Genomic DNA, 14,468 nt, shown 5'->3' with positions numbered 1-14,468 from the left:
CGCTGCCAAAACTGCCGGGCAATCTTGATGGATATAAATGACTACCCAACTCCCGAAGAAGAAATATTTCGGTATGAAAGTCATGACAATAATGTGGAAGACCCGCGCTATCAGGAATTTGTATCTCCACTGGTTGAAAAAATTATGGGGGCTTTTAAACCAGACTCTTTAGGATTAGACTTCGGTTCTGGGACAGGTCCCGTGATCACTAAAATGCTTATCGACCAAGGCTACACCATAAATACCTTCGACCCTTTCTTTGACAATAACCCTGATGTACTGAGTTTAAAGTATGACTATATCGTGAGTTGTGAGGTTATGGAACATTTTCATCATCCTCATAAAGAGTTCACCAACCTAAAAAAAATGCTTAAAAGCGGTGGTGCTCTTTTTCTTAAGACTGATATTTATACGGATGATATCGATTTTCACGCCTGGTATTACAAAAGTGACGAAACGCATGTTATCTTCTATCACCCTGATACATTAGAGTGGATGAGAAAAGAGTTTGGTTTTAAAAAACTGGATATCGACGGCCGCCATATCACCTTCACTATTTGAGTTTACCCTAACTTATTGCCCTGTAGACTATTAGAGAAAAATTATGCAAATTAGGCTCAACCTATGAGGCTGTTTGTTTAATAATCGGGATACAAAAGCTTCTCTAACTACATAATAAATGCAATGAAAAAGTTCTTAATGGTATTAGGGGTCACATTTTTTGTCTTAATAACTGCGGTTTCAGTTTTATTGATCTATGTTTCGAACGGACTTCCAAATGTTGGACCTGCTCCTGAGATTCAAGTCGAACAGACTGAAGCACGTATAGAAAGAGGTGAGCATCTTGCTAATAATGTAGCAGTTTGCATGCATTGCCATTCCCCACAGGAAAAGTCCAAATTCACCCATCCCATAAATAGCGAAATGCTCGGTGCCGGTGGGAATAGATTTGGTGTAGAAGAAAACTTTCCGGGCAATTACTATGCATCAAACCTCACTCCTGCAAATTTAGGTGACTGGACTGATGGCGAAGTATATCGAGCCATTACATCTGGTGTTGGAAAAGATGGACGAGCCCTATTCCCCATTATGCCTTATCCAAATTATGCACAAATGGACAAGGAAGACGTGTATTCTATAATCGCTTATTTAAGGACATTAGAACCTGTCGAAAATGAAGTCCCGGCATCTGAATCATTTTTCCCGATGAACTTCATCATAAATACAATACCCGCCAAAGCTGAGCTTTCGGATGCTAAACCTGACAAAAGTGATCCTGTGGAGTGGGGTAAATATTTAGTAACTACGGCGAGTTGCATGGACTGCCATACCCCCAAAGAACAAGGTGCTGATATACCGGGAATGACCTTTGCCGGAGGCATGGAGTTTCTTATGGAGGATGGAAGTATTACACGAACTGCAAATATAAGTCCCGATATGAATACCGGTATTGGCTCATGGACTGAAGCTCAGTTCGTTGACCGGTTTAAGGAGTATGCAGATTCTACATTTATATTTCATGAAGTCTCAGCCGGTCAGTTTAATACATCCATGCCATGGAGTATGTATTCCAGAATGTCGGAAGATGAACTTAAAGCTATTTATGCTTATCTGAGAACTGCCACTCCGGTTGAGAATCTCATAACTAAGTTTACGCCTGCTGGAGATTAATTTCTTACTCAGCAAGTAAATTGAAGCTGCTTACATAATAGTTTGGGTCAACGGCGAGTTTAAGGGATTCAACTGACCCAACCTTTAACCTCTGCCATGAAGTGGTTGGTTGCAGCCTGACTTCATTACCATTCAAATTCACATCTATCGGAAGGTTAAACCCCTCTACCGCATTCCCCCAGCGAAAGTTCAGCTCTCCATTTCTATAGGCATACTCCAGAGTTGGAATTCGGATATCTCGGAGATATTGATCAAAAACCGGATCTAAGTTCAACCCAATTTTTTCACTTATGTAATCTTCTATTTGTTGGGTTGATACGGTTTGGTGGTAGAATTCTTTATTCAGCCCTCGCAGTGTTGCCCTCCATAAAGAATCGTCATCTGCAACTTGCCGAAGTGTATGTAAAAGATTCCCACCCTTATTATACATATCTCCTGAACCTTCATGATGCACTCCGTAAGTTCCAATCAGAGGTCGATCATTCTGAATACCTAATCTAAGCCCCTGAACATATTCGTTAGCCGCCTTTTCTCCATAGTGATAATCCAAATATAAGCTCTCCGAATAGTTGGTAAAACCCTCGTGAATCCACATATCAGCAACATCTGCATAGGTAATACTATTGGCAAACCACTCATGACCGGTTTCATGAATAATGATAAAATCAAACTTCAACCCCCATCCTGAACCGCTCAAATCTCGTCCTAAATAACCGTTTTCATATCCATTGCCATAAGTGACCGAACTCTGATGCTCCATGCCAAGATAAGGGACTTCTACTAGTTTATAGCCATCCTCATAAAAAGGATACGGGCCAAACCAGTACTCAAAAGCATCCATCATTGGCTTTACCTGTTTGAATTGCTCTTTAGCTTTCTCGAGGTTTTCACGGAGCACATAATAGTCCAGATCTAAAGTACCCTTTTCACCCTCATACTCTTCGCTAAAATGTACATAGTCACCGATATTAATATTAACTCCGTAGCTGTTAATTGGATTTGAAACGAACCAATTCCACGTCTTAGTCCCGTTTTTAAGTTCATCAACTCCCCGGAGTCGGCCATTGGAAACATCCATTAATGAATCCGGTGTATTTACACTGATGAGCAGGCTGTCAACTTCGTCATAAGGATGATCTTTATTTGGCCACCAAATACTGGCTCCAATTCCTTGATTTGAAGTTGCAACAAAGGGGTTTCCATTGCTATCCTGAGTCCAGGTAAATCCACCATCCCAAGGCGGCCGAACCGCCACCGTTGGCTTTCCTGAAAAATTAATTTGAATTTGATTTACATCCCCTTCAACCTGCTTTTGGTTTAGGGAAATAAAAAAGGCATTTCCTTCTCTCTCAAAATCTAATGACTCCCCGGCCTGTGTAATTCTTGATATCTCCATAGGCTCCTGCAAATCAATCTGCATCACCTGAAATGGCTTCAGCACTTTATACTGCACTAGATTAGAACCTGAAATAGAACTATCCGCTATATCCACTTTAACGTTCAGGTGATAGTACGTCAGATCCCACCATTCCCTTTCCGGAGTAATTGAACCCCGAAGAGTATCTTGACGAGTAAATTCGGTTTGAGGGGTGAAAATTTGGGCATTAAGCGAATTTAAACTAAAGGCGAGAATGACAATCACAAGAAATATGAGACGACCAAAACTAAGTAAACTAAAATTCATATTGTTAAACTTGCATGATTGTTATTTCAGATAATTCTTGCCAAGTCATTATCGGCCAGTTACTTAATGTAACAAAAAAGGCAGTCTGGTATGACTGCCTCTTGGCTCTTAAAAACAAAAATGAATTTTTTTTAAGACATCAATTCAAGAATTTTCTCAACAGCTTCTTCAACTGAAAGTTCATCTGTATTAATTGTTAAGGCAGGGTTATCCGAAGCTTCATAATCAGCATCATAACCTGTTAATCCGGTAATCTCACCTTCTTCAGCTTTCTTATATAAACCTTTTGGATCTCTTTCTTGGGCTGTTTTAGGATCACATTTAATATGAACTTCCTGAAACTCTCCGTCCGGAAACAATTCTTTGGCTTCTTCTCTGTCCTTCACGTAAGGAGACACAAAGGTGCACAACACAATGTTTCCGTGCTCATAAAACAAACGAGCTACTTCGCCTACTCTACGGATATTTTCCGTTCTATCAGAAGCACTAAACCCTAAGTCGCCATTGAGTCCGTGACGAACCTGATCGCCATCGAGAAGCACGGTTTGTTTCCCTTCTTCCCAGAGCTTCCTTTCAACTTCTTTAGCTATAGTACTTTTGCCAGCACCGGAAATACCCGTAAACCAAATAATTTTAGATTTATGACCGTTTCTTTTTTCGCGAAGTTCGCGTGGAATGTTCCAAGGTTCCCAAACTACGTTTGGAGATTTCTTACGTCCGGAAGATTTATCTATTAGTGCCTCAGCATCTGCTTCATCAGAGGTGCCCGATTCTGTTGAACCCGCTCTTATCATACCTGCTCCAATAGTCACATTGCTTGCAGGGTCGATGATGATAAAACTTCCTGTTTTTTGATTGACCTGATATGGATCGTAGAAAATAGGCTTACTTGTCTTAAGCTTAACCCGACCAATCTCATTCAGGCTCAAAGAGTCCGAATCTTCACGGCTTAATGAGTCCACGTTAATTCTATAGATCAAGTCTTCAACAAATACCTGGACCGTGCGAGTGTTATGCTGGAGTATATACTGCTTGTTAAGCTCCAAATCTTTTTCATTCATCCAGCAGAGATAAGCCTCAAGCTCGTTACTTACCATGGGCACATTATTCTTGCGAACAATCATATCCCCACGGCTGATATCTATTTCATCCTCAATAGTTAGAGTTACGGAGTCACCCGGATAGGCAATATCAAGATTCTCATCCCTGGTTACTATTTCTTTTACTTTTGAAGTTAAACCTGATGGTAATACTTTGATTTCATCACCGGGACGAATATGACCAGAGGCGATCCTTCCTGAAAATCCACGAAAATTCTGATTTGGGCGTATCACATATTGAACAGGTAAACGAAAATCCACAATATTATCTGAAGCATCTACCTTAACGGTCTCTAAATGGTGTAATAATGTGGAGCCGTTGTACCATTCGGTGTTTTCACTTTTATCAACCACATTATCCCCCTTCAAGGCAGAAATAGGGATATATGTTACGTTACTTACATTTAACTTTTTAGCAAAAGCTCTGAAATCACTGACTATTTTATCAAATACTTCTTCATCATAATCTACCAAGTCCATCTTATTCACAGCCACTACCAAATGTGGAATTCGAAGAAGAGAAGATATAAATGCGTGACGGCGTGACTGAGTTAAAAGTCCTTTTGAAGCATCTACCAATATAATAGCTAAATCGGCAGTCGAAGCGCCGGTCACCATGTTTCGGGTATACTGAGTATGCCCCGGTGTATCAGCAATAATGAATTTTCTTTTTGGCGTCGCAAAATACCTGTAAGCAACATCGATGGTGATTTTCTGCTCACGCTCCGCTTTCAATCCATCTGTTAACAAAGCAAGGTTTACATCTTCTTCCCCGCTGCTTTTACTCGATTTCTCGATAGCTTCCATCTGGTCTTCGAAAATCGACTTAGAATCATAGAAAAGTCTCCCAATTAATGTACTCTTTCCATCATCCACACTTCCGGCTGTAGTAAACCGGAGCATATCCATATCAAGGTATTTATTATCTGTATTTGGATTGTTTTTATCGCCGTTATTTGAACTCATTTCTCGTCTTTAAAGTAATTTATATTCTTTTGATGGTCTGGCTTGATGTGTATTTGGCAATCTAGAAGTACCCTTGTCTTTTTCGATCTTCCATGGCCGTCTCACTTCGCTTATCATCGTGGCGATTACCCCGCTCTGTTTGACGTGCTGAAGCAACTTCCTGAATAATCTCTTCCATATTTGAAGCATCTGAAAGTACAGCCCCTGTACAAGTAGCATCACCAATAGTTCTAAACCGGACTGTTTTGGTTTCCAGTTTTTCTTCGTCCATACGATTCACAAAGTCTGTATCAGCTAACCAAACTCCCCTTCTATTGAAAACCTTTCGCTCGTGTGAGAAATAAAGCTCAGGAATATCAATTTCTTCTTGGGCTATATATTGCCAAACATCCATCTCAGTCCAGTTACTTATCGGAAATACTCGGAAGTTTTCTCCCGGATTTTTTCTTCCGTTGAACATATTCCACAACTCAGGACGCTGATTTTTTGGATCCCACTGGCCAAATACATCTCTGTGAGAAAAGAATCGCTCCTTAGCACGAGCTTTTTCTTCATCCCTACGGCCACCACCTAATGCAGCATCAACCTGATGTTCTTTAAGTGTATCTAAAAGTGTTGTGGTTTGAAGGGCGTTACGACTGGCATCAGGCCCCGTCTCCTCTTCAACACGACCGGCATCAATAGAATCCTGAACACTTCCTACAATTAATTCGACTCCGTACTTCTCAACTAATTTATCTCGGAATTCGATGGTCTCTTTGAAATTATGCCCCGTGTCAATGTGCATTAAAGGAAACGGTACTTTACCCGGATGAAAGGCTTTTAATGCTAAATGAAACATTACGATCGAGTCCTTTCCTCCAGAAAAAAGAAGAACAGGTCGCTCAAACTGAGCAGCCACTTCCCTCATTATATAAATTCCTTCGTCTTCTAATTCTTTAAGATGTGAATGCGTTCTTTTTTCACTCATTAGACTGATGTCAATATTTATGATTTTATAAAAATTTCCGAGTTCTATAGACTCTCTAAATCTGTTTTGGTATTTGTTCCTAAAAGAAAATAAGGATTTTTTAAGGACTCTTTGTTGTAAACCAAAGGTGAGAACTTTTCCCCTCCATCAATAGAATACCTGTAAATAGCATCGGCTGCACCGGTATCCCATTCCATGGTTGGTCCTAAGCGTGGGTATAAATCTGCTTTACCTTCAGCCACCAAACAAAACTTAATAGAGCTTCCGGAAGGCACTTCCTCACTGACCTCTATTCCAAGTTTAGATAATTTCTTCGCGGTTTGGTCATCACCGTGAGATCGGCTCACCACAATACGTGCTTTACCGGGTGCTTCAAATGCAGGACTGTTTAGCTTAACTGCTTCTTTTCCATTTTCCTTTTTAAAAGACCCTATACTTTTTTCTGCATAATACATAACATCGAAAGCAGGAACATAAACCACACCCATAACCGGTTTTTGGTTTTCTATTAAAGCAATATTGACGGTAAATTCGCCATTCTTCTTGATGAACTCCTTAGTACCATCCAGTGGATCAACCAACCAAAACTTAGTCCATTCTTTACGCTCTTCGTAGCTTGGAAGGCCGGATTCTTCAGAAATGATGGGAGTTCCCGGATCAATTTCTTTGAGTGCGTCTACAATTATATGATGAGCTGCGAGATCGGCTTTTGTTAGTGGAGAGTCATCTTCTTTGGTGATTACCTCCACGTCCGTCTCATAAAATTCTAATATCTTTTTTCCCGCTTTCTCTGCTGTCTTAATGACTTGATTAAGCATTCACCTATCTTTGTTTAAAAATTCCATATATGAGGAATCAAAGATACGGCTACTGTTGCTATGATCAAATTCAATGGGAGCCCGATTCTTGTAAAATCAGTGAATCTATATCCTCCAGGACCATAAACCATCAAATTAGTTTGATATCCAATTGGAGTTGAAAAACTAGAGGATGCTGCTATTATCATTACCATAGCAAAAGGCATAAAGTCTACCCCGAGTGAGTTTGCCAAAGATACTGCTATTGGGAATAGGAGGACAGCTGCGGCATTGTTTGTAATCATCTCGGTAAGAATCCAAGTTGCCAAATACGTAAACAATAGAGCTAATGTAGGATTGTCCCCAGCAAGCGATAACAAGTTAGCTGCGAGATGTTCTGCGACTCCTGTATAGTCCAGTGCGCTTCCCAAGCCTAAAGCTGAGGCGATTGCGATTAAAACGCGCCAGTCTACACTTTCCAGTGCAGTTGAGTATCTGAAACATTTGGTTACTAGTAACAATCCCCCTGCTACAATAGCCGCCTGAAGCATACTTAAAACACCTGTTGCTGCGAGCAATACCATGGCTACTAAAGACAATCCTGCAATCCAAGCTTTGTCATAGGTTACCGGAGAAGAGTCTTCAATTGAGCTCACTAAATAAAAATCACTCGAATTTCGGTATTTCTGAACAAAATTTGGGAGTGTTTCAAGAAGTAAGACATCACCACTTTTCAAAGTGATATCACCGATTTTCTCATTGATCCTTTCCCCACTTCTTGAAACCGCCAAAACGACCGCATCATACCGATCCCTAAAATTACCGTCCCTTATCGTTCTTCCCATCAATGGGTTGGAACGAGAAACGACCGCTTCAATCATCTGCCGTTCATTACGAGGCGCGTTAAGCTTAAAAACCTGGGTTGTAGCATGTTTCAAACCACTGATCTGTTGCAAATCTATAATGGAGTCAACAATTCCGGTGAAAATTAACCGATCATCCCCTCTTAGTTTTTCATAAGGACCAGGCGCCGGTATAGCTCTGCCATTACGCTGAATTTCAATTAGAAATAAGCCGGGTAGATTTCTCAGACCTGCATCCTCAATTGTCTGACCTGATAGAATAGCATTATCCTGCACAATCATCTCAATGGTATATTCTCTTGGATCCTTAAATGTATCCATACTGGAACCCCGGACCGGCAATAGCTTGTCACCAAATATAAGCAGATAAATAAAGCCAACTATTGCACATGGAATTCCGATTAAAGCAGGTTCTAGAATTCCTATAGATTGGGTTGATGCTTCATCAATTAACAACCCGTTGATAATCAGGTTTGTACTTGTCCCAATAAGGGTACAGGTTCCACCTAGAATAGCCGCATAACTAAGAGGTATAAATATTTTTGAGACCGGTATCTTTGAAATCCTACTCCAGCGCTCCAATGCAGGTATAAATGAGGCTACAATTGGCGTGTTATTTAGAAAAGCACTCATGATCATCACAGGACTCATAATCCTTAATTGAGCTGCTTTTACCGTTCTTGCATTCCCCATTACTTTTTGGACAATAAACTGTATTGCTCCAGTTTCTTTTAGACCTGCTGCTACGATATATAAAGCCCCGACTGTTAACATCCCTTCATTTGAGAATCCAGAAAGTGCCTGATCGGCAGGAATAATACCTGCTATGAATATGAATGCAAGTCCTCCGAAAAGAACTATATCAACCGAAATAGCAGTACTTATAAGCAGTACTAAGCATATTAGAATTATACCTAAAACTATTAGCCCCTCAATAGTCATAAGCAATACTCATTAATTAAAAGCCCTTTCTGCGAGAATAATAATAGTTAATGCACTTGTTAATGTAGCAACCGATTTTTGTAGTATCTCTCCAGCATCAGGCTTTGCACCTTCAGGCTCAGGCGCTTCATATATTACATTAATTCGTGCTCCATCTTCAACAGTAGGATTGTCTTTGAAAAGCCCTCTTCTTTTAACCTCATAAATTGCGCCATTAGCTTGCGTTAGCTGAACATATTTATAGCTATCTTGTTGCATGCCTCCAGCCTGATCCAGATAATAGGTAAGCTTTTCTCCTTCCTTGTATTTAATAAACCCATCTAAAGCTACATTTCCTGTTACAAGAACGGTATTAGGTATTTTGGGGACTCGAACAGTATCACCAGACTTTACAAATATATCTTGCGTTCTGTCACCTCTGAGTAATTCATCCATGTCGATAATTACTTCTTGGTTACCTCTTTTCAGACGTGCTCCGGAAGCATATCCTTCATTTGTTAACCCACCTGCTCTCTGAATAACTGTTGACAATTTTTCATTTTCTGAAAGAATTGTATAAACACCTGGGAATTCAACCTCTCCTTCTAAGGTTATAAACTGCTGTTCCTTAAACCTTGGATTTTTTCTTATATAAACTTGGTCTCTATGTGTTAAATTAAATTCTTTGGCATTATCTAGCATAGGCCAAAAATATTCCACCGAATAAAAATCATCCTTTTTATCTGAATCAGAAACTAACTCATGTGTAAGCTTGCTTGCGATTAAAGATTTATTGCTTGTTTTTTCAGTTCTTGTTATTTCAACATCACCAATATAAGCCCCCTCTCTGAATCCACCGGCCTTTAAAATCAAATCTTCCAGGGTCATATTTTCACTATACGAGAATCGTCCTGGATTCACTACTTCGCCTGTAATATTTACATATCGCTGATCTATAAGTTCAACAGTATTCCTTAAAATTTGGACATTATCTCTTTTTTGAAGAGTCATATTGAAACTGGAATTTTCATTTTGCATGAGTTCATCCAGTTCAAGATTGTATAATTCAGTGGTTGAATCATCTAAGGTTCGTGTCAGTAACGCTCTCCCAAAAAATGCATCGTCTTGCAAACTGTCTGCGGCAATAATCAAATCTCTAACAGTCTGTATGTCGTCAGACAGCTCATATGTTCCTGCTTGATTTACCTGACCATTTATTTCAACATAGTCGTCAGAAACATCAGAAATTTTGAATAACCTAACCCTATCCTGATCAAAAAGTTTAATATTTGTCCCTCCCATTAAGACTTCTTTTAGAGAGTAGTCAGTGATTTCTCTGGCAAAACTAGGATTCTGTCTTTCTTCAATTGGTATAACCCTACTTATCTGAAAACGATCACCATAAGCTTCCGGTTTGATGCCTCCGGAAAATTCAAGCAATACATTAACATCTTCATCTTCATTTAGTTCATAAATCGCTGGTCTCTTCACTTGCCCCTCAATAGAAACACTACTTTTTCTTGGCGGAATAAAAATTCTGTCGTTATTCTGTAGAGATATATTCTGATTCTCAGTGCCTTTTAAAAGCAAATCATACAAATCTATGGAAGCTATTTGCCGGCCATCCCTAATAACTCTAACATCTCTTAAAGAACCTGAAACTTTAGGTCCGCCAACACTATATAAAATATTAAATATGTTAGAATTATAATTGATTGTATATCCCCCAGGGTTTTTTACTTCACCCAACACATATAGCTGAATCGGGCGTAGTCTTGTCACCGTCAAGTCCATAAAAATAGTTGGTGGATTCTTTAATAAACCAGAATAGCTTTTTCCAAGTCGTATTTTCAACGATTCCCGTAGTTCAGATAATTTCTGCCCCGCTACAGTAACCATACCAATATTAGGTATTAGGAGTCTACCTTCTACATCAACCAATAGTTCATACTGAAACTCGGTAGCCCCCCAAACGGTAAGTCTCAATTGATCTTCCGGACCAACTACATATCCATCCCCTACAGGACCTACTGCTCTTGGCTTGAAGGGATCAGGTGTATCAGAAAAAATGTTATATCCAAAATATTCAAGATTACTATTTCCTGCACTTGCTGAGGTATTTGGTTTGTCATTTTGGCTCGATTCTGAAGTAACTACAATATCATTGGAAGTTGTAGCATTTCCACTTAAATCTTGAAATTGACTATCTGTAGTATCCCCCCCGTTTCTTAGCCTAAGATCTACCAACCATTCCTGGATTTGCTCCTCAGAAACCCCCTGACTACGGGCAACACGAGCAAGCTGATTAGGATCATTTGGATTAACACCTGCCTGTCTTGCTAATTGCTGAGCCTGAGCTAACGTTAAATTTCTACTTGATAGTTCTTGTTGTACAGATGTTTGTGCATACAAAGTAGTTGACACTAAAACAATACTAAGACCCAACAAAAATATTTTTCCGACATTCATAGCTACTAAAACCCTAACCTAAGTTTCCCCAATATTATAAATTGATTTCTTGACGCACTAAAATAGCAAATAACATGAAATTAAAAATATATGAATCGTTAATTCAAGATTTTTAAATAAGATACATTCATAATTGTAATCTTACCTGCAAACCAATCGAATTTCTAACATTCCCATCCACTTCACTTAGACCGCTTCCTATCGTCTGGGTGTTTTCAAAGATAGTGATTCCATACTTAAACCAAACATCAAGAAATTCAGCCGCTTCATATTTTATGGCTACATAAGCCCGCTGTCCCTGATCATATAATACTGTATTCGATAATACGTAGAGCAAATCACTTTCAAATTGATAGACTCTTGTAGTGAAACTATCTGTATCAAAAAGGGAAACTCTGCCATCAATTCGTAATTTGTTGATGGGCTGAATTCGTATATCCTGATAGATCAAAAACCCTGATTCCCAACCTGCACCGGCTTCTTTGTTGCGGACAAACTCAACTCTTGAGCGCAGGCGAACGCTTGAACTCACCCAATATTCGAAGTTGGTACGAATACTTGCTCTCTTTTCTTTCCCTAAGAAAAGTTCTTCTGATCCCCTCGGGTTTATTTGGACATATGCTTCATCCTGAATTTCATTTCTTACTAATACATAGATATTTAATCGTGAATTAAAAAACACCTCAGCCAGACCTAACATATCAAAACCCGAAGTAGCTTGTGTAGCACCAAATCGGGGGGAAGCAAAGTAGTACTGGTCAAAATATCCACTTAGGGTTACTTTTTGATTAAGATTATGCCGTAATCCTACATAAAACCCTTCTTCGTTTTGCGGGGATGATGATCGTTCTCCGAATCCGCTGGACATGAAGGACTGAAAATCACGCTGGTAGTTTCTGTACGAGATTGCCAAATCGGTATTATCTGCCAGCGGGGCCTCAACACCGGCGACACTTCCAAGGCCTCCGTTTTGACTTCGGGCCATCTCTCCAAATACAAAAGCATTCCCCAGCAGGCCTCTATAATCTATTCCCAATACTGAATTCTCCGAACCTTCGAAATCATAAAGGTTACTTAAAGACGTACCCTGAGCAATATAGCTACTGAAAGAATTATAGTATCCACTGGCACCGATCAGACCAATGGGCGTATCAACCCTTGCACGACCTCCTACAACCATCTGATCGATATTATTCTTTCTTTGTTGCTCATTTATAGTGCGATGAAATCCACTTGAGGTTGGAAACCGGGTAGTATCTCCGCTAATTATTGAAGCCGTTCTGGGGCGATTTGAGTAAAAAGCAGTAACTTCAATAGTCTCTCCATAGGTTGCCGCAACACCTCGGAAAAAGTCGGTTTCCTGAGCGGATGAGTAAGGCTTTATCCCGCGCTCATTTTTACTGATGGTGCCGGTTACTTCCCGACCTTTACCGAATGCACCACCGGTCCATAACACTAATCCCTGACCAAAGCTGAGACTGTAATCACCAACCACAAAGTCTTTAAGCTTTCCATTATTGGTGAGTGCCAAGTGGCCGGAATTATAGTCAAAACCCGTAATGCCTTGAAGAGTCTCTCCGGGATCTTTTTCTTGTGTTAGGTTGACGGACAAGTGATTTGTGGTCATTCGAAATCGCTGATAATATTTTACAGGATTCCCCAGATACCCCCCGGCTGAATCGGGTTCCTCAAACCCTTCTCTTGTTTGCAGGTTTTGTTGATATCGAGAAAACACCTCGAACTTTCGGTTGGCGAGCCAATATTCAGGCCTCATATACATTTCACGAAATTGATCTTGTGCACCGCCAATAGAAACATAGGGCGACATCCGCTGGTAAGTTGCCTCGCCGATTCCCCGAACGTCCAGCAGCTCGTTTCTGCTTTCAAAAGGCTTATTCTTTCGGAAATCGATAATAGCCCGAGCAATTTTCAGGTTTATTCCTGGAACCTGCAATAATTCATCAAGACCCCCGCTATTAATGTTTACCGGATTTGCTGCGAGGTCTTCCAAAAACTGGGTCAGTTGCTCACCATCCAAACCCGATTCTTCCGAATCCAATTCTTCGAAAGCCTTTTCAAGCTGTTCTTCTACACTTGATGCTGTTGTATCCTGACCATATAGTTGGATAGTTGAAAATGCCATCACCCCAAAAAAGCTAAAGATCGATATGCATATAATTCTAACTTTCATTAGAAAAATAGCATAAAATCCAGACCCGGACTCAGACCCAATTCCTGATGTTGCTGAACAGCAAAATTGATATCCCACCTGTTGTTGCCATACCCAAAACCAAGCGAATAGGTCAGCGGTTCCGTTGAGAGACCTACCCGACCTTTTAGGTTTTCAATAATTTTAACTTCCAACCCACCCCGATATGAAACAGGAAAATTCACATCCTTAACAACATCAAAGGCGAGCAATGCCAACTCATTTAGTCCATAAGAGAATCCGATCGCAACTTCTCTGGGCAAGTCTTCCCTTATCCCCTTATAGCTTGGTTGATTTAGATTGGTTGATTTCGCTCCTACCCACAGGCTTTCTGTGATTTCAGCAGCAATACCAACATCAACCCCAATAGCTCCACCGGCTCCGTAATCTTCCCCAAAAGAAATGTGGCTGTAATTTAAAGCGACTCCAAAGTGAAGCAAGCGCCATTCATTTTTAATCCCCAACCGAGCACGGGTTTCACTAAATAGCTTGTCTCCATATCTGTGAAATCCCAAAGAAGTGACTCCAAACTTTGTTGGTATGGTACTGATGGCAGACATATCAGTTAACTCTGCAAAGCCATAATTTCGGATGCCGTAAAATCCTACGGCAATTTGTTCGTTGTTAGCTAAGGCCGGGTTTGAAAACAAGGACCAGTCGTAACCGGGAAGTGCGGTAGTGGCTTGTCCCATCCCCAGGCCTTTTGCCCCCATGTTAAGTTGTGCATGTGCCGGCAGGGAGAACAATCCCAAAATTAAACTCAAAGAAATTTTATATAGAAGGCGTTGTATTCGTATCATTAGGGCGCTATTATAATC

The 14,468-nt window shown here is 40.2% G+C and carries 10 protein-coding genes; 2 read left to right on the top strand and 8 right to left on the bottom strand.

Features of this window, described 5'->3' with window-relative positions:
• Window positions 1-27: 27 nt before the first annotated feature.
• On the top strand, window positions 28-561 hold the full coding sequence (locus tag CL667_07330) for a methyltransferase (protein MAL17507.1): 534 nt from the start codon (window positions 28-30) through the stop codon (window positions 559-561).
• A 123-nt stretch (window positions 562-684) separates the two neighbouring features.
• On the top strand, window positions 685-1,671 hold the full coding sequence (locus CL667_07325) for a cytochrome C (protein ID MAL17506.1): 987 nt from the start codon (window positions 685-687) through the stop codon (window positions 1,669-1,671).
• A 4-nt stretch (window positions 1,672-1,675) separates the two neighbouring features.
• On the opposite strand, the gene CL667_07320 is transcribed toward CL667_07325, so the two are convergent.
• The 8 genes from CL667_07320 to CL667_07285 all read right to left on the bottom strand — a co-directional run bounded on the left by CL667_07320 (window position 1,676) and on the right by CL667_07285 (window position 14,363).
• Window positions 1,676-3,355 (bottom strand): peptidase M1, encoded by a 1,680-nt coding sequence (locus CL667_07320; protein ID MAL17505.1) that lies wholly within the window; start codon window positions 3,353-3,355, stop codon window positions 1,676-1,678.
• A gap of 131 nt (window positions 3,356-3,486) precedes the next feature.
• The gene (locus CL667_07315) at window positions 3,487-5,421 is read right to left on the bottom strand and encodes a bifunctional sulfate adenylyltransferase subunit 1/adenylylsulfate kinase (GenBank protein MAL17504.1); all 1,935 of its coding nucleotides are present in this window, start codon (window positions 5,419-5,421) and stop codon (window positions 3,487-3,489) included.
• A gap of 61 nt (window positions 5,422-5,482) precedes the next feature.
• Window positions 5,483-6,391: a sulfate adenylyltransferase subunit CysD gene (locus tag CL667_07310; protein MAL17503.1), complete on the bottom strand. Its 909-nt coding sequence runs from the start codon at window positions 6,389-6,391 to the stop codon at window positions 5,483-5,485.
• A 44-nt stretch (window positions 6,392-6,435) separates the two neighbouring features.
• Window positions 6,436-7,209 (bottom strand): 3'(2'),5'-bisphosphate nucleotidase, encoded by a 774-nt coding sequence (cysQ, locus tag CL667_07305; GenBank protein MAL17502.1) that lies wholly within the window; start codon window positions 7,207-7,209, stop codon window positions 6,436-6,438.
• A gap of 14 nt (window positions 7,210-7,223) precedes the next feature.
• The gene (locus tag CL667_07300) at window positions 7,224-8,993 is read right to left on the bottom strand and encodes an SLC13 family permease (GenBank protein ID MAL17501.1); all 1,770 of its coding nucleotides are present in this window, start codon (window positions 8,991-8,993) and stop codon (window positions 7,224-7,226) included.
• Window positions 8,994-9,005: 12 nt separating this feature from the next.
• Window positions 9,006-11,441, bottom strand: a complete 2,436-nt coding sequence (locus CL667_07295) for a hypothetical protein (protein MAL17500.1) — start codon at window positions 11,439-11,441, stop codon at window positions 9,006-9,008.
• A gap of 127 nt (window positions 11,442-11,568) precedes the next feature.
• Window positions 11,569-13,632: a hypothetical protein gene (locus tag CL667_07290; protein MAL17499.1), complete on the bottom strand. Its 2,064-nt coding sequence runs from the start codon at window positions 13,630-13,632 to the stop codon at window positions 11,569-11,571.
• Window positions 13,632-14,363 carry a hypothetical protein gene (locus tag CL667_07285; protein ID MAL17498.1) on the bottom strand — a complete coding sequence of 244 codons (732 nt, stop codon included), beginning with the start codon at window positions 14,361-14,363 and terminating at the stop codon, window positions 13,632-13,634. Before CL667_07285 ends, CL667_07290 begins: the two co-directional genes overlap by 1 nt.
• Window positions 14,364-14,468 lie beyond the last annotated feature (105 nt).

Source organism: Balneola sp. (assembly GCA_002694685.1).
Lineage (GTDB): Bacteria > Bacteroidota > Rhodothermia > Balneolales > Balneolaceae > Gracilimonas.
The sequence above is the reverse complement of the archived record's forward strand: the minus strand, read 5'-3'. Positions and strand labels throughout refer to the sequence as shown.